Below are 15980 nucleotides of genomic sequence, written 5' to 3' on the forward strand. Positions count from 1 at the left end.
CACGTCCCTGGACGCGACCGCGCTTGGCTATGCGGAGGGGTCAGGAGTTTCGGGCGAGGGCGGCAGGGGGTCGGCGACGAAGGTCCCCAGCCCGACCTCGCCCCGCGTCCACCCCTCCTCCCGCACATGCCGCATCGCCTTCGCGGCTGTCGCATTCACCACGCCGAACTCCTGGGCGATTTCCAGAGTGGAGGGCACGCGGCTTCCCGGCGGATACGTGCCGTCCTTGATACGCCGGATGATCTCCGCTGCGATCTGCCGCCACAGCGGGCGTGTGCGGTCAAGCTCCATGACGTCAGCGTGGGTGACCACGGCATTCCGCGCATCCGTGGTTATCTGCGGTTATCCACGATATCTTGGGTCTGCAACGCAAAGCGGCCCCGACGGGAAGCGGCTACTTCCCTACCGGGGCCTCAGCCGACTGATTGGGAGTCGACCTATGCGCAGCCTACTGGCCGCGATTCTGGCCCTGTTCCTGCCCGCCCGCGGCACCCACCACTCGACAGCACCCCCACCACCCCTGCCCCTCACCTCCCGCCCTCCCGCCCGCCCCGGAACCCCCACCCGTGATCACGTGTCCGCACCCCGCGGACGTCATCACCGTCGACGGCATGCCCCTGGTCCGGCCGTACGTCGTCGAGTGGGAACGCGAGCGGGACGAACGTGACCGGCGCCGTCTTCAGCGCGAGCGGCGCCGGGCGGCTGGTCCTGGCGTCGCCGGGGCAGGACTACGTTCCGGTTCCGTGGGAGGTCGCCGTATGAGCACGAGCACGCCGCGTCTGCGCAGTCTCGGCCTCGACCCCGCCACCGGCAAGGAGGCCTTGGCGGTCACGCGCCCCCGGCGGCCGCCTTGAAGAGCTGGCCGACGCGCACGCCCTGAAGGCCGCCGCCGCCCTGATGACGATCGTCGGCGCCGTACTGGAGGCAGGGAAGGCTTCGGACGCCGAACTCGCCGCCTTCGTCACGCCGTTGCACGCCGCGCTCGAAGAATGCGTCGGCATCATCGCGACCGACCGCGAGTGACCCCGTAGAGGTATTCCACCTTGAGGCCGGTGGCGCCCCGAGGGTTCGTCCTGGGCGCCACTGAGCCCACATCCGCGAGGACTGGACCACGACGTCTGACTCGTACACCCCGGCTGGATATGCTGACCGGGCCACCCTTTGGAGGACATCGTGAGCACACAGTCGGACCATGGCATGGAGCTGCTCCCGCGCCCCGAACGTACCCCCGACGCCGTCCGTGTGGCGCTCGCCCGGATCGCTCCTCACCGCCTGGACGAGATGGAAAAGCACAAGGAAGAAGCACTCGCCGCCGCCATTCGGACGAGCAGGATCGGGCACCTTCAGCACTGGCTGACCCACTGGGCCGCTCAGGTGGAGATCGAGCGTCGCCCCGATCTCTCCGCCCGCCGTAGCCGCGCTCTCGCCACGATCCACGGCACGACCAGCAAGGACGACCCCGCATTCCGATCCGCCATGGATGAGCTGCGTGCTGTCGAGGACATGGCCACGCAGGCGGTGTCCGAGTGACGTGGAGGTGGGAGTACGACCCCAGCGAGGCGTACGTCATCGGCGGAGCACCGCCGGCCTTCGTCGCCGAGGTCGAGAAGAAAGCTGACGAGTTGGTGCGGGCTGCTGCGGCCTTCTACCTCGACGGAACTCAGTACGAAGGGCTGGGCCCTAAGGGAGATACCGCACATATCGACAGCGGATTCTTCGTCTACCTCATCGTTCCCCGGCATGAGTGTGTATACGTTCGCCAAGTGACCTGGATCTGATCCGGCGGTCGGCCCCCGTCTCTTCGGAGCGGGGGCGTTTTCTGTCTGCGCATCCTTCTGCCCATCGTCCACCGCTGCGACCGCGCCCATGTAGAACCGCGAACCCTGGACGGCATCCTGACGCAGCGGTCACGCTTGACCCCTGACTGTGACTGTTCATCACGTACACCGGGGGCAAGGTGCCGCAGGAGGCGATCTCCGACCGTTACGAACTCCTGGAGGAGCTGAGCCACGGCGGCATGGGCGACGTGTGGCGCGGCTACGACGCCGTGCTCGACCGGCCCGTCGACGTGAAGCTCATCCGGCAGGCGTCGGTCACCTCCCCGCAGCTGGCCGAGGAGTTCGCCAAGCGCTTCCGTCGCGAGGCCCGCATCACCGCGCGTATCCAGCACCCGGTGTGCCGCAGGTGTACGACGCGGTGCTCGACGCGACGGCGTACCGCTGTCCGCCTACCTCGACCCCGGCCGGCCGCTGCCGGTCAGCTGGGCGGCCGCCGTCGCCGCGCAGGTCGCGACCGTGCTGTCGTACGCGCACGACGTGCCGGTGATCCACCGGGACCTCAAGCCGGGCAACATCCTCGTCGCCCGCGACGGCACGGTGAAGGTCCTCGACTTCGGCATCGCGGCGATGCTGCGGACCGACGTCACCAAGCTGACCGCCACCGGCAGCCCCATCGGCACCCACCAGTACATGTCGCCCGAGCAGGTCCGTGGCGGACGCATCACCCCGCAGACCGACCTGTACGCGCTCGGCTGCGTACTGCTCGAACTCCTCAGCGGGCGCCCCGTGTTCGAGGCGGAGAGCGAGTACCTGCTGATGTACCAGCACGTCAACGCCGCCCCCACCCCGCTGCGTCAGCTGCGGCCCGACGTCCCCGAGGCGCTGGAGGAGCTGGTCCTGCACCTGCTGCGCAAGGCGCCCGAGGCGCGGCCCGCCGACACGCAGGAGGCGTACGCGCGGCTGCTGCCGTTCCTCCCGCCGCCGGGCCAGGAGCCCGGCACGGCGGATACGGGGCCGGCCGGCGCGCCCGACCCGACGGGCGTGTTCCGTCACCCCTTCGCGCCCCGTGCCCGCGCCGAGGCCCCGGCGCCCGGTGGTCCGGCGCCGACGGCCGTCCTCCCGGGGGTGCAGCCGGTGCCCGTCCCCGCCCGGCTGCGCGAGGACATCAAGGAGGCGTACGCGCATTCCGACGCCCTGCTGGAGGAGCGGTTCGCGCAGGCCGCCGAGGTGCTCGGCGAGGTCATCGAACCCGCGGCCCTTGCCCTCGGCTCCGAGAGCAAGCAGGTTCTTGGGCTGCGCCGTCAGCGGGCGGCGATCCTCCTCCTCGGCGGCGACTACCGGACCGCCCTGCCCGAGTTCGACGCCCTCGCCGACGCCTACGCCCGTATCGCCGGGCCCACCGGCAAGCAGGCCCGCGCCTGCCGCGCCCGGGCGGCCCGCTGCCGCGCTGAACTCGGCCAGGTCACCGACGCGCTTGCCGCGCTCCAGGGTGTGCTGAACGTCGTGCGGGCCGTCGACAGCGACGTGAGTGAGGAAGCCGTGGAGCTGCGGCACAACATCGGGATGCTGCTGCTCGCCCAGGGCCGGACCGCCGAGGCGCGGCAGGTCCTCGAACCGCTCCACCAGGACATGTGCATGGTGTTCGGCCCGGAGGACGAGATGACCGTCGAGATCGCCGAGGCGCTCGCCGTGATCCGCCTCGACCTCGACGGTTCGGCTTCCTGACCCGCTTCCTCCAGAAGCAGCGTCGCCACAACCATGCTGCTCTGCGGCCGAGGGTTTCGCGACGGTCACGTGGCCGGGTGGTTCAGCCCTCCCCGGTGTGGCCGTCAGGCCAGTGGTGCCACCGGCCGTGTTCCGATCCTCTGGCGACGGGTCCACCGCGCCGATTTCCCACTTGTCGTGGGCTTGCTGGTCGGATGCCGGCCGACGGGAGGGGCGTGAGCGAGATCAGCGTGCCGGAAGGACGGCAGACAGTACGCTGAATCCAGCGGGATCGGGCCCGCAGCACAGTGTCCGGGAGGTGCTTCATGACGGCCGAGATGGTGGCCCCGGCGTGGATGCATGAGCAGATCACGGCGCAGGAGTACGAGTCCTGGTCCGAGGAGCAGTGCGCCGGTATCGAGATCGTGGACGGGATGGTCGTCGTGAGTCCCAGTGCCTCCAAGCGGCACAACCGGCTGGCCCGGATTCTGGCGAACGCCCTGGACGCTGCCGCGGGCCCGGAGTGGAACGCCGACACGGACTTCGACGTCCGGCTCCAGGACGTCCCCCTCACCAATCGCCGCCCGGACGTCGTCGTGTACCGCGCGGACACGATCGACATCACCCCCACCCGCCCCGAGCACGTGCTGCTGGTCGCGGAGGTGGTGTCGCCGGGATCGGAGACCACCGACCGGATCGTGAAGGTCGACCAGTACGCCAAGGCAGGCATCGGCTTCTACTGGCGGATCGAGCAGGCCGCGACAGGCGTTCCTCTCGTGTACACCTACGTTCTCGACCCCGCGGCGCAGACCTACCGGGACGGAGACGTGTTCACCGGCGTCCTCAAGGCAGCGGCCCCCTTCCCGGTGGAGATCGACCTCAGCCAGATCTGACCCACGCGCTGCTCAGCAACCGGCAGCGCGTGAGCGATGCGTGAGCGGACAGCCCGGTACGGGGCGGCATGAGCCGGATCAAGTGGCTCGCCGTGTGGCTGTGACCAGGGGAAACAGCACCGCTGCGGCAGCGCCAGGCATCCCCCGGCACGGATTCGATCCCACTCCTGAAGCGGGGGTCGCAGGTTCGAATCCTGCCGGGGGCACCAGGCAAAACGGCCCGGAACGATCATGGTCCGGGCCGTTTTGACGGCGCCATCTGACGGCAGTGGCCTCTCAGGCGCCCGGAGGATGGCGCTTGAGCAACCGGTCCATGTCGCTGATCGCTTCCCGCCGGGTGTCGTGCACGACGTGCGTGTGGACGTCCATCGTGATGCCGGTCCGGCTGTGCCCGATGCGTTTCGCCGAAGTCTGGGACGACGCCGACCGGCGGGCGCACACCGCCGTTGTCAAGGTCCTCACCGGCGAGGGCGGGAGCGCCGTCCAGGCCGGCGACGGCCGCATCGACCTGCATCTCGGCACTGTCGTCGACGATGTCAAGCAGAAGCCGGCGGACGCGGGATTCGACCAGGCGGCACTCGCCGTCTGCAGCGCACCCGCGCACCACGTCGCCCTGATGCCACGGTCATCGGCGTCGGGGTCATGATGATCGTGCTGCTCGCCGGCCTCGCGCTGATGCGCCAGGTCCACCTGGGCTTCATCCGCACGACCGCCCTGCCGCAGGACACCGCGGCCGACATCTGCGGCACCTTCGTCCGCTTCCTGAAGGACGGCACGCGCATGGTCCTGGTTCGCGCCGTGATCACCGCTTCGGCCGCCTACCTGTACTGGCCGGGACGCGCCGCCCGCTGGGTCAGACGTGACGGCGGCGGGCGGAACCGGGACGACGGGCACTACCGCACCCCGGAGGCCGTGGCACTTGTCCTCGGCAGCGTCGTCCTCATGCTGGCTCTCCTCGGCATCCTCGCCGCGGCCTCCGGTACGGCCGCGAACACCCGGCCGTCGGCGATCGGAAGGTCATCCGTCCCGGGTGAGGCGGGCAGAGGCGCGCAGGGTCTCTCCTGAAGAGGTACGTCACCCGACCGCCGGAAACACAGAAGGAGTCTGAGATGACCGAGCAGCAGACAGGAGCGGGTGGCGTCGCCGCCCTCGCCGAGGCGAACGCGCCGGTGTTCGAGACGCTCGTCCAGATGACGCTCGACACATTCGAACGGTCCGGGCTGGACCAGGAGACGTATCTGCTGGCCCGCATTGCGGCCCTGGTCGCCATGGACGCCTCCGCCCCCTCGTATCTCCTCAACGTCGGCACCGCCGCGGAAGCCGGCGTGCCGCTGGAGAAGATCCAGGGAACGCTCGTGGCGATCGCTCCCGTGGTGGGCAGCGCCCGCGTGGTGTCCGCCGCCCGCGCCATCGGCGAAGCCTTCGGGCTGGAACTCCCCACGGACGAGGAAATGTGACCACCGGCCCGGCCGGGCACCAGCCCGGCGGGGCTGAGCAGGTCGGCGCCCCCTCCTCTCATACGCGCCGGAGCCTCGACGAGGCCGGCACCGAACAGGAGAAGCGATGGACAGTTACGTGAACCTGGCCTATGACTACCCGGTCCTCGGAGCCTTCTGGACCGTCATGTGGATCTTCCTGTGGGTCATGTGGCTCTTCCTGCTCTTTCGCGTCGTCATCGACATCTTCCGCGACGGCTCCCTGAGCGGATGGGCCAAGACGGGCTGGCTGGTCTTCACCGTTGTCCTCCCCTTCCTGGGCGTCTTCGTCTACGTCATCGCCCGCGGCAAGGACATGGGCAGGCGTGAGCAGGAGCACGTCAGGGCCAGGCTGGAGGAGACGGACCGCTATGTCCGCGAGACCGTCGGTGCCACCGGCCCGACCAGCGAGGCGGACCAACTCGCCAAGCTCTCGGAGATCCGGGCCCGCGGCGACATCTCCGACGAGGAGTTCCGCCGGGCCAAGGAGAAGGTCCTCCACCCGTGACCCGATGCGGCACAAGCCGGCAGCACCGGCAACCGGTGCTTCGCGCCGCGGCCACGACGACACGGCGGCATGGCCCCAGTGAGTGACAGCGCAGCCTGACGGACGGGACGGGCTCCGTGCTCACCCTGGTGGGAGCCACCCTGACGCCGGTGTTGTTCCCCCGCCGCTCCCACGAAGATCGCGGTAAAGACCGGGCTTCCCCTGAAACTGCTGAGCGACGTGCAATAGGGCAGGTGAACAGGAGGTCGGCCGACCCGTCGGCACCGCAGGGGTTGGGGCCGACGGCGGTCGGCCCTGGGGCGGCACCCCCTCGTACTCGAAAAGTAATTCGGGTGTAGAACGCAATAGCGAAATCGTTTCGCATAAATCTATGAATAAGACGATCTTAATTTCTTTTGTGGCAAACTCGGTGCCAGCAACGGGCGAGGCGGGGGAGTGAGTTGCCATGTCAGCAACAGGGACGGATTTCGGCGACGAACTGCGCCGCGCGCGCCAGGAATCGGGTATGTCGCTGATCCGGCTGGCCGAGCGGGTCCACATCTCGAAGTCGTATCTGAGCAAGATCGAGCGCGGCGCGGCGACGCCCAGCGACCGGATCGCACGGGCGCTCGACGCCAAACTGAGTGCGCACGGACGGCTCGCCGCGCTCCTGGTTCCGCGGGTGCGGCAGAACGGGGACGCACCGGCGGCCGGGTTCGGACCCGGCGGGTGGTCCTTCCGGCTGCTCGCCGACGGCGCCGCCGACTTCACCGCGGGCGACGTCGACTCCCCGGGCGCGCGCAATCCGCTGGACAGGTCGGCGCCGGCCGTGGTCGCCCAGTGCGCCGTAGCCCCGGCGTTCCACCAGGGCGTGCCCGCCGGGGAGTCCCTGCCCGTCTTCCAGGCTCTGTTCCACGAGTACCGCCGACTCGGCCAGTTCTCCGGCCCGGCGGTCGTCATCCCGATGAGCACCGCGGCGACCGCCGTACTGCGCGGCCTGGGCCGAAGCGCTTCCACCGCCGAGCGGGGCACCGCCCTGCGGCTCGCCGCGCGGTATGCCGAGTACACCGGCTGGATGTGGCAGGAGGCGGGCGACGACCGGGCCGCCGCCTGCTGGACCGACCAGGCCGTCCACCTGGCCGAGGCCGGCGGCGACCGCGAGCTGACGGCTTACGCGTTGCTGCGGCAGGCTGAACTCGCGCTCTACCGGGGCGACGCCTGGGCCACGGTGGAACTCGCCCGGGCCGCCGGCAGCCGGGCGCGCCACGGCCGTACCAGGGAACTCGCCGCGCAGCGCGAGGCCCAGGGGCACGCGCTGCTCGGGGACGAGGACGCCTGCCGCCGCGCGCTGGACCGCGGCCACCAACGCGCGCAGGAGGCACTGGCGCAGGCGGACGGCGTGCCCGCTCTCGGCGGCACCCATCTCCCCGACCTGACCGCTTTCGTCACCGCCTGGTGCCTGCGGGAACTCGGTGAGCCGGAGCAGGCCGTGGACCTGCTCGACGCGAGCCGGGACACCATCGCACCGCACGCCGCGCGCGCCCGCGCCCGCCACGGCGCACGGCTGGCCCTGGCGCTGACCGACGCCGGAGACGTCGAACGGGCCTGCCTGATGGCGGAGTCCGTCGCCCGGGACGTCCTGGTCACCGACTCCGCCACGGTCAGGAGCGACGTGCGGCAACTGCGCTCGGCGCTGACCAGGCGGAGCAAACATCCAGGGGTCAGGGACGTGCTCCCCGTCGTCGCCGAGAGCCTGCGCGGCGGAGTCGGGTCCGGGTCCGGGACCGGGACCGGGACCGGGGTCGGCCCCAAGGGCGATGCCGGGACCATGCCCGGTTCCGGGGCTGAGTCCGGGTGCTCCGGCGGGCCGCAGGGCGGCTGACCCTCCCGCACCGCCATTCCTCCGGGACACCTTCCGCCCCGGTGCCACCGGCTCTCCCGCACCCACGGACCGTTTGTGTCCTGTCGCCTGCGGAAGTGTCCACAGGCAACACGTTGACCGGCCAAAGGGCGGCTGAAAACGTCGTTTTTGCCTCTCACCAGTCGCCGGTCGCACCGTGCTCTCCCGATCCACACCGTCATCTCGGACACCCTTGCGCGACGCCGTCGCCCGAGGCACCCGCAACCAGTCACCGCGAAGCGAGGAACACCGTGGCCCCGTCCATCTTCGTCAACTTCCGCCGCGCCGACACCGGCGAGACCGGCGTGCACATCGACACCGCGCTCGTCCACGAGTTCGGCAAGGACGCCGTCTTCCGGGACCAGCGCTCCATCGCGGAAGGCGCCTACTTTGCCGACGACATCGACCGGAACCTGCGCAAGAGCGACCTCATCCTCGTGGTCATGGGCCCGCGCTGGGCGTCGCTGAGGGACGGGGAGAACCGCCGCCTCATCGACGACGAAAGCGACTGGGTCCGCCGCGAGGTCGCCTTCTCCCTCGCCATGAAGCTGACGGTGCTGCCGGTTCTCGTCGGCGACGCCAAGCTGCCCGACTGGTCCGAACTGCCCCAGGACATCGCGGCCCTGACCACGCGTCAGGCCGCCTACTTCCGGCCCCACCAGGCGCACATCGATTTCCCGCCCCTGGTCCAGGCCATCCGCCGCGCGGTGCCCGGCCTGCGGCCCGCCCGCCACGCCGAGCCGGAGGGCGAAGCGGCCGGCAACGCCGGCGTGAACGTCCGGATCGACCGGGCCGACGCCTCCCCGATGGTCTTCGGCGGACACCACAACACGGCGAGCACCAACCCTTCCCCCAGCCCCCGCGAGAACGCCGCCGACCACTCCCAAGACGACGAGGAACGCCCGTGAGCACGCCAGCACACCAGCCGGAAGACCCACCGGCGGACAGCGGCCCCGGCCCTGAGCCCGCGGACAGCGCCGCACACACCACCGCCACGCCCACGGACACCACCGCCGCGGAGTCCGGCGAGACGCCCCGCCCCGGGTCGGACCAGGACCCCCGCGGCCCCCAGGGGCCGGGGGACCACGGGCAGCAGACGGAGGCGTCCGGCACCGCGGTCCCGCAGGAACCGGTTTCCGAGGCGGCCCGTCCACGCCGCCCCGCCCACGAAGCGGGCGACTCCGCCGAGGCCCTCTCCGGAGAGCACCTCAGCGTCTACCTGCGCCAGTCGTCCCACAGCCCGGCCGTCTACGGCGGCAGCCACAACGCCGCCATCGCGGTCAACCTGGGTGGCGAGCAGCCGGTCGAGTTCCAGCTCATCCCGCTCGACGCCGTCGACCTGGCCCGGCGGGACCGGCTGTACCAGCGGCTCCCGCATCACTCCGAGATGGCCGGCGGCCTGGCCGTGAACCACCTCATCGTCCTGTTCGGCGCGCGCGGCAGCGGCGTGGACACCACCGCGCGCGTCCTGCTGGGCCACGCGTGCGGCGACAGCGGACGTGTGGGCGTCCTGCATGCCACGGGAACCAAGCCGGCCCAGGCCCTGGCCGAGCAGGCGGACCGGTACCTCAGCCGCGGCCACGGCGTCCTGCTCGATCTGGGGACCGAGCGTCCCGGACCCGAGGTCCTGAAACGCCTCGGCATGCAGGCCGTGCGGCGCAAGGCGTTCGTCGTGCTGATCGTCGAAGGCACCGGGACCGATCTCGGCACCCTCCAGCCGTACGCCTTCGCCCACCCCCGGCCCGACCTGAAGAACATCCTGCTGGTCCACCTGGCGGAGGCACTGGACCAGCACCGCGCCCGGCACCAGGGGCAGCCGGACGCCTGCTCGGCCCACGACGTACGGGAGTTCACCCGGCGGGTGAGTGAGGACGCCCGCCTGGACAGGGAACTCGGCGGCACCCTGCCGGTCCGGGACGCCGTGTCCCTCGCCGGGACCCTCGCCACGTACCTGCACCTGCCCCCGGAAGAGCTCGGCCGGGCCTTCGGCGTCTGGCGCGACCGGCTGCGCACCGCGGCCAGGGTGTTCCTCGATCTGACGAACCCTGCCCCCGATCCGGCGCCCGACCCGTACGAGCGTCCGATGCGCATCGCCTACGTGCTGTGCGAGAACATGCCGCAGTCGGATTTCATCCGGGTGGGCACCCTGCTCTGCGACGAGGTGCAGCGCACCGAGAACCGGGAAACGGCGCCGCTGCGCCCCGTCTTCGAACTGGATCTCGACCAGCTGGTCCCGCCCGGCATGGGGATAGCCGCCGCCTCCGAGACCGGAGCGGCCGACAACCCGCGCCGCATCCGGCTCGCCGAGCCGGAGCTGATGCCGACCGTCATCGAGGTCATCTGGCACGGCCTGGGCTGGCTCCGCGCACCGTTGCTGCGGTGGCTGCACCGGCTGGCCCACGACCAGCTGGAGCGGGTGCGGTCCCGGGCCGCGTTCATCGCCGGCCACCTGCTGCGCCACGACTTCGACAGCGTCTACCGAGACCTCGTGCGGAACTGGGCGCGCGGCGAGTCGGTACGGGAACGCCAGTACGCCGCCCTGGCCCTGGCCGTCGCCGCGGAGACCGGGGACCCCTGGCTGACCGCGCGGATCGACCGGCAGGTCGCCGCCTGGGCCGGCAGCCCCGTGACCCGGCTGCAGGACAGCGCCGCCCGGGCCTACGGCACCCCGGTGGGCACCCGTGATGTGCGGGCCACTCTCACCGCCCTGCAGAAGCTGGGCGGCAGGCCCGGACTCAGCGGGTACGCGTCCGTCGCCTACGCCATGTCCGCGCTGTTCCTGACGGGCGGCGGCACCGAGCCGGTCACCGAGGCGCTCGGGCGGTGGATCCGCTCCGACAACGACCACCTGCGCCGGCACGCGCTGCGGGTACTGCTCGTCGTCGGCCCGCTCGCCGTCGGACCCGAGCTGCCGTACCGGCCGAAGCTCGCTCACGGGGCACTGGACGACCCCGCGGGAGCGCAGACGCTGCTGCTGCTCTGGCGGGACGCGCTGATCGACCCGGTCCACTCCGGGCAGACCTGGGAACTGCTGGGGCACTGGCTGCTGGCCGCCGACGAGGACAAGGAACTCGGTGAGTTCCTGGACGAGTTCGTGCCCCGCGTCTGCTCCGACGCACACCGCAGGCGCCGCGCCCTGTTCAACCTCGGCCGGTGGGCGCGACGGTACCCCGACGCCCGCTCCCTGAGCCGCGTTCTGCGCGCCCTCCGCGAACGCTGAACGACCACCGTCCGCACCACACCCGCACCCGCATTCCACCTCCCGCCCCGCCATCAGCGGTCAGCTGTCGGCGATCAGCGGTCTCAGTCACCCGAATCAGGAGGAACAGCCATGGGACGACGGCCCAAGGGCCTGATCACCACCGTCCGCGAGGCACTGCGCGCATGGTGGCGCTCGAAGTTCGACCAGGCCGACGACCAGGCGACGGACGCCGTCTGGACCGACGGGGACGACGGCGGATCAACGCCCCCACGCAAGAACAAGAAGGTCTACGTGCAGTCACTCCCGCACGCGGCCGCACTCGCCCTGCCCGCCCGCGACGACGTGTTCTGCTTCGAGGTGATCCCCGCCTTCCGCTGGAGCAGCACGGCCATGTCCCGCGAGACGCTGAAGGCGCGGGTACCCCACCACGAGGACGCCGCCCGCGAGGAACTCCTTCGCGTCGCCTGGTCCACCGCCCGGGACTGCGCCGCGCACGAGCCGGCCGCCGCCGAGGCCGCGATCAACAAGAAGCTGTCCGCCGAGGGCAACTGGTGCTTCGACGACAGCAGCGGTCTCATCCGCTGCCGGCCGTCGGTGCGCGTACGGATGGACGCCGACCTGCGGGAGCACGTACGGCCGCACCACCTGGACCAGGTGACGATCAGCGAGACCGAGGAGGTGGGCCGGCGCCGGGCGCAGCGGGCACTGGCGCTCACCGAGGCATGGCTGGAGGTGATCAGCGAACTGGAGCTCCTCGGCGAGGTCGACGCGCACCAGCGGCGCCTGCTCGTCCCGTTCGCCGCGACCCTGGCGGACTCCGATTTCCGCAAGGTCCTGGAGTCGCTCCGCCGCGAACGCCGCACCAGCACCGACGCACTGATCGCCGCGCTGGAAGCGGCCCGCGGCAACCACCAGGAAGCCGGCCTGTACGAGTTCGCCGACGCCTACGACAAGGCGCTCAGCGCGTTCTGCCGGGAAATGGGTCTGAAGCCGTTCTCGTGGGTCGATGACGCCATCGCTTCCGACGGGACCGCCCGGTGAGCGCGACACGCGGCGGCAGGCCCGCCCGGCACGGCCGTACGGCGGCCGCTCTGGTGGTCGGCACCCTGCTGGCCGGCCTCGTCGTCGGCTGCGGCTCGGACGGTTCCAAGGACGGCTGCGTATGGATGAAGAAGGCGTCGCCCGCAGACGGCGCCGGGAGCACCGTCGTCCTCGTCGACGGCTCGGCGTCGGTGCGGGGCAGCAAGTCCGGTGCCGACGCCCCCGATTACCGGAGGGCGGTCCACGAACTGCTCAGTGAACGCGTCGAGAAGGGCGACACCTTCTTCATCGGCACGTTCGGCGGCGCGTCCGACGCCATCCCGTGGACCCTCGACGGCCGCTCGGCCGACTGGAAGGCGAGCGCGCACAACAAGCACAACCAGCAGGCCAACCGGGACCGGGCCGTCGAGTGTCTCGCCGACGACGTCACCACGGCGCAGCGCCGCGGGCCCGCCGACGGCGGCACCGACCTCCTTGCCGCGCTGGCCACGGCCACGGCCGAGTTCCGCGGAGACGAGGGGGAACGGCGGGTGGTGGTCCTGAGCGACGGGCTGTCCAACGCCGGCTGCTCCGACCTGCGCTCGGCGCAGTTCGGCTCCGAGCAGGAGATCGCCTCCATCGTGTCGGTGTGCGCCGCCCAGGGCGCCTACCAGAAACTGCCCGACCTGCACGGTGTCGAGGTCACCTTCCTGGGCCTGGGCCGCTCCGCCGGCACCCAGCCCTCCGCGAACCGGTCCCAGCGCGCCTGGCTGAGCGACCTGTGGAAGGAGATGTGCGTGCGGGCGGGCGGCACCGCGCAGACCTGCACCGCCAGCTCCACGCCCGTCGGCGCGGCACCCCTCGCGGTGTCCGGCCGGCCGAACCGCGACGACCCGGTGGTGCCGTACGGCGACGGGCTCTCACGCACCTACTCGCTGTCGGGCGCCGCTCTGTTCCGCCCCGACTCCGCGCGGGTGCTCCCCACGGCCACGCCCACCCTGACCGACCTGGCCGTGCGGGCCCGGACCACGCCCGGGCTCGACCGCGTGGTCGTCGACGGATACGTCGACCCGCGCGGCCCCCGCGGCAACGACCGGTCGCTGTCCCGGGCCCGCGCGGACGCGGTGGCCCGGGTGCTCGTCGCGCACGGGGTGCCCGGGTCCCGGGTGGAGGCGCACGGCCTGGGCGTGTCCCCCGGCTGTCCCGCGGGGACGTCGGCCGAGCATCTGTCCCGGGCCGAACTGCTGCGGTGCGACCGCCGCGTGGACATCCGAATCCTCAGGACGTGAGGGAGCGGCACCGACATGCGCGTGAACGGAAGGCATCCGAACGGACGAGACATGGGCGGAAGGAAGATGAACGGCACAGACATCAAGAACGGCGACGGCGCGGAGCACGCGGGCCCGCTCGACTCGCCCATACCCTGTCCCCGGACGCAGCTCCCCCTCCTCGACCCCGACGGGCACCGCGCCGCCGGGCGTCCTGCGGACCCGGTGGACAGCCAGGAGCGCGCGACGCTGATGCGCGCCTTCACCCACGCCAACGCCGGGCTGGCCAAGGCCCAGACGGCCCTCGGCGAGCTGTGCACAGAACTCGAGCGCACCTTCCAGGCCGCGCGGACGGCGATCGACGCGGCGGAGCGCCTGACCGTCGGGCGGTCGGCCGGCGAGGCGTGTCGCCAGCAGCACGCGGTGCGGGCCCGCCACGCCCTGGACGGGCCGGAGCACCTGGCGCGCAGCCGGCAGCCGTGGGTGTGGCTCCAGTGGGTGATGGTCGCAGCCAGCGCCCTGTTCGACCTGCCCTTCGTCGGGGAGGCGGTGTCGCGCCTGCTCGACGTCGGCCCGGGGAGCGTGTGGCAGACCACCGTCTACGTGTTCGGCTACCTGGCCGCGCTCGGTGTGTCCTGCCTCCAGCTCGCCCTGGGTGCCGTGCTCGGTCGGTCGCTCTACCGGTGGAAGGTCCGCTCCAGCAGGCGCACCGAGCGGGTGCGGCGCGGCGTCGTCGCGACCTGTCGGCACTGGTGGGGCCTGCGGGACGGCACCAGGACCGAGACCCGGCGTCACGACGACCTGCCGTGGGCCGGCCTGACCCTGCCGCTCCTCGCCAACGGGCTGCTCGTCGGCGCGCTCGCCGCGACCGCCGACAGCCGGGCCCGGCAGAGCCACCAGGTCACCGCCACGTTCGGGCAGCACGGCTACATCATGGCCGTCTTCCTGATCATCGTGCTCAACCTCGCGACCCTGACCATCACGACCCTCGCGCACAATCCGCACGCGGAGAGCGCGAAGGCGGCGAAGAGCGCCGTGTCCGACGCCGAGAAGTCCGCGCGCGGCCTGTTCTCAGAGGCAAGGCTCCGACTCGTCACCCACAGCACGTCCTGGCACCGGCTGCACGCGGCCGTGCAGCAGGCCACGGCCGACGCCTACCGGGTCGTGGACGAGGCATGCGCCCGCATCATCGAGGAACGCGCCGACAGCGGGGTGGCCGGCGCTCTGCAACTGCCGCTGCGGGACTACGCATGGCCGGCCGACGAGAACCGCGGCGACCCCGCCACCCCTCGCCTGCGTCTGGACACGCTGGCCCACTACGAATCCGTCCTGCGCGAGCGGTACGCCCCCGAGCTGCTGGAGAACTGGCTGGAGGACACCGCCGCGGAACTGAACGTCCAGTTCGAACAGCCCGACATCGCCCGCCCCACGAGCGGGTCCACGGCCCCCGCTGCCCAGCCCGAGGCGGGCCGGCGGGAGAGGGCGGAGCCCGCCGAGCAGCGGTCCGACGCCGGACATACGGAGACGGTGGAACCGGAGGCCGGACATACGGAGACGGTGGAACCGGACGCCGGACGGACGGACGCGGCAGAACCGGACGCCGGACGGACGGACGCGGCAGAACCGGACGCCGGACGGACGGACGCGGCAGAACCGGACGCCGGACGGACGGACGCGGCAGAACCGGAGGCGGGAGAGCCGGACGTTGGAGAGCCGGGTGCCGGGGGAGGGCACCCGGAACAACCCGGTGCCGGACGGGCGGACCCGAAAGGGCCTGACGCCGGAATACCGGAGGCATCCGGTTGACCACCTCCGGGAACCTGAGCGAGCAGGACCTCAAGCACCTGGAACTCCTGCAGAGCGTGATCACCCGCCTCAGCAACAACTCCTTCCTCGTGAAGGGCTGGTGCATCACGCTCAACAGCGTGCTCGTCGCTGTAGCGAGCGGCAGCGCGAGCCGCAGCGCGCACTGGCGGTCTGTCCTCGTGGCCGTCACCGTCGCGATCGGCTTCTGGCTGCTCGACGGCTACTACCTGCGCCAGGAACGACTGTTCCGCGCCTTGTACGAGGGGATCGTCACCCGCCGGGGCGATCCCCCGGCCCTGCTCACCATGGACACCCGGCGCTATGACGGTGATGTCTCCTGGCTCGGTGTCCTGCTGTCCCGGCCCATGCTGTTCTGCTACGGGGTGCTCGCCACGGCCGACAGCCTGCTGATCCTCTTCCTGCGCTGACGCCTGCTCCGGTGCCGTC

Annotated in this window: 15 protein-coding genes and 2 pseudogenes; 15 read left to right on the forward strand and 2 right to left on the reverse strand. The window is 71.5% G+C overall.

All coding sequences use genetic code 11. From position 1 onward, the window contains the following. Positions 1–27: 27 nt before the first annotated feature. Positions 28–291, reverse strand: coding sequence for a GntR family transcriptional regulator (locus ACJ9NR_RS16945; RefSeq protein ID WP_412488397.1), 264 nt, complete (start codon positions 289–291; stop codon positions 28–30). 606 nt (positions 292–897) lie between these two features. Between ACJ9NR_RS16945 and ACJ9NR_RS16950 the strand changes: the two genes are divergently transcribed. The 5 genes and pseudogenes from ACJ9NR_RS16950 to ACJ9NR_RS16970 all read left to right on the forward strand — a co-directional run bounded on the left by ACJ9NR_RS16950 (position 898) and on the right by ACJ9NR_RS16970 (position 4375). Further along, the gene (locus ACJ9NR_RS16950) at positions 898–1023 is read left to right on the forward strand and encodes a hypothetical protein (RefSeq protein WP_412488398.1); all 126 of its coding nucleotides are present in this window, start codon (positions 898–900) and stop codon (positions 1021–1023) included. A gap of 150 nt (positions 1024–1173) precedes the next feature. After that, on the forward strand, positions 1174–1530 hold the full coding sequence (locus ACJ9NR_RS16955; RefSeq protein WP_412488399.1) for a hypothetical protein: 357 nt from the start codon (positions 1174–1176) through the stop codon (positions 1528–1530). Continuing rightward, positions 1527–1778 (forward strand): hypothetical protein, encoded by a 252-nt coding sequence (locus ACJ9NR_RS16960; RefSeq protein ID WP_361290088.1) that lies wholly within the window; start codon positions 1527–1529, stop codon positions 1776–1778. The genes ACJ9NR_RS16955 and ACJ9NR_RS16960 overlap by 4 nt, the downstream gene beginning before the upstream one ends. Before the next feature lie 179 nt (positions 1779–1957). After that, a pseudogene (locus tag ACJ9NR_RS16965) lies at positions 1958–3503 on the forward strand (serine/threonine-protein kinase). A gap of 305 nt (positions 3504–3808) precedes the next feature. Then, positions 3809–4375: a Uma2 family endonuclease gene (locus ACJ9NR_RS16970; RefSeq protein ID WP_412488400.1), complete on the forward strand. Its 567-nt coding sequence runs from the start codon at positions 3809–3811 to the stop codon at positions 4373–4375. A gap of 276 nt (positions 4376–4651) precedes the next feature. Here the strand turns inward: ACJ9NR_RS16970 and ACJ9NR_RS16975 are convergent. Then, positions 4652–4771, reverse strand: a pseudogene (locus ACJ9NR_RS16975) (site-specific integrase); the annotation flags it as partial. Between the two features lie 246 nt (positions 4772–5017). Here ACJ9NR_RS16975 and ACJ9NR_RS16980 point away from each other — a divergent pair. The 10 genes from ACJ9NR_RS16980 (at position 5018) to ACJ9NR_RS17025 (ending at position 15961) form a co-directional block, all read left to right on the forward strand. Continuing rightward, the gene (locus ACJ9NR_RS16980) at positions 5018–5440 is read left to right on the forward strand and encodes a hypothetical protein (protein ID WP_412488402.1); all 423 of its coding nucleotides are present in this window, start codon (positions 5018–5020) and stop codon (positions 5438–5440) included. Positions 5441–5484: 44 nt separating this feature from the next. Beyond that, positions 5485–5832, forward strand: a complete 348-nt coding sequence (locus ACJ9NR_RS16985) for a carboxymuconolactone decarboxylase family protein (RefSeq protein ID WP_412488403.1) — start codon at positions 5485–5487, stop codon at positions 5830–5832. Between the two features lie 106 nt (positions 5833–5938). Next, the gene (locus ACJ9NR_RS16990; protein WP_412488404.1) at positions 5939–6358 is read left to right on the forward strand and encodes an SHOCT domain-containing protein; all 420 of its coding nucleotides are present in this window, start codon (positions 5939–5941) and stop codon (positions 6356–6358) included. 445 nt (positions 6359–6803) lie between these two features. Then, the gene (locus tag ACJ9NR_RS16995; RefSeq protein ID WP_412488405.1) at positions 6804–8219 is read left to right on the forward strand and encodes an NsdA family TPR-like regulatory protein; all 1416 of its coding nucleotides are present in this window, start codon (positions 6804–6806) and stop codon (positions 8217–8219) included. Positions 8220–8488: 269 nt separating this feature from the next. Next, positions 8489–9145, forward strand: a complete 657-nt coding sequence (locus ACJ9NR_RS17000; protein WP_412488406.1) for a TIR domain-containing protein — start codon at positions 8489–8491, stop codon at positions 9143–9145. Next, positions 9142–11457, forward strand: a complete 2316-nt coding sequence (locus tag ACJ9NR_RS17005) for a hypothetical protein (RefSeq protein WP_412488407.1) — start codon at positions 9142–9144, stop codon at positions 11455–11457. The genes ACJ9NR_RS17000 and ACJ9NR_RS17005 overlap by 4 nt, the downstream gene beginning before the upstream one ends. Positions 11458–11568: 111 nt before the next feature. Continuing rightward, complete coding sequence (locus ACJ9NR_RS17010; protein WP_412488408.1) at positions 11569–12480, forward strand: hypothetical protein; 912 nt, start codon at positions 11569–11571, stop codon at positions 12478–12480. Continuing rightward, a complete protein-coding gene (locus tag ACJ9NR_RS17015; RefSeq protein ID WP_412488409.1) occupies positions 12477–13748 on the forward strand; it encodes an OmpA family protein in 1272 nt (423 codons plus the stop codon). Before ACJ9NR_RS17010 ends, ACJ9NR_RS17015 begins: the two co-directional genes overlap by 4 nt. 66 nt (positions 13749–13814) lie before the next feature. Next, on the forward strand, positions 13815–15533 hold the full coding sequence (locus tag ACJ9NR_RS17020; RefSeq protein ID WP_412488410.1) for a prolipoprotein diacylglyceryl transferase: 1719 nt from the start codon (positions 13815–13817) through the stop codon (positions 15531–15533). Then, positions 15530–15961, forward strand: coding sequence for a hypothetical protein (locus ACJ9NR_RS17025; protein WP_412488411.1), 432 nt, complete (start codon positions 15530–15532; stop codon positions 15959–15961). Before ACJ9NR_RS17020 ends, ACJ9NR_RS17025 begins: the two co-directional genes overlap by 4 nt. Positions 15962–15980 lie beyond the last annotated feature (19 nt).

The sequence above is a fragment of the Streptomyces sediminimaris genome, assembly GCF_047049295.1.
Taxonomy (GTDB): domain Bacteria; phylum Actinomycetota; class Actinomycetes; order Streptomycetales; family Streptomycetaceae; genus Streptomyces; species Streptomyces sediminimaris.

Bases quoted from the DNA above. Each gene is read 5' to 3' on its own strand.
- ACJ9NR_RS16945 (WP_412488397.1), bottom strand. From the start codon at position 291: ATGGAGCTTGACCGCACACGCCCGCTGTGGCGGCAGATCGCAGCGGAG.
- ACJ9NR_RS16950 (WP_412488398.1), top strand. From the start codon at position 898: ATGACGATCGTCGGCGCCGTACTGGAGGCAGGGAAGGCTTCGGACGCC.
- ACJ9NR_RS16970 (WP_412488400.1), top strand. From the start codon at position 3,809: ATGACGGCCGAGATGGTGGCCCCGGCGTGGATGCATGAGCAGATCACG.
- ACJ9NR_RS16980 (WP_412488402.1), top strand. From the start codon at position 5,018: ATGATGATCGTGCTGCTCGCCGGCCTCGCGCTGATGCGCCAGGTCCAC.
- ACJ9NR_RS16985 (WP_412488403.1), top strand. From the start codon at position 5,485: ATGACCGAGCAGCAGACAGGAGCGGGTGGCGTCGCCGCCCTCGCCGAG.
- ACJ9NR_RS16990 (WP_412488404.1), top strand. From the start codon at position 5,939: ATGGACAGTTACGTGAACCTGGCCTATGACTACCCGGTCCTCGGAGCC.
- ACJ9NR_RS16995 (WP_412488405.1), top strand. From the start codon at position 6,804: ATGTCAGCAACAGGGACGGATTTCGGCGACGAACTGCGCCGCGCGCGC.
- ACJ9NR_RS17010 (WP_412488408.1), top strand. From the start codon at position 11,569: ATGGGACGACGGCCCAAGGGCCTGATCACCACCGTCCGCGAGGCACTG.
- ACJ9NR_RS17020 (WP_412488410.1), top strand. From the start codon at position 13,815: ATGAACGGCACAGACATCAAGAACGGCGACGGCGCGGAGCACGCGGGC.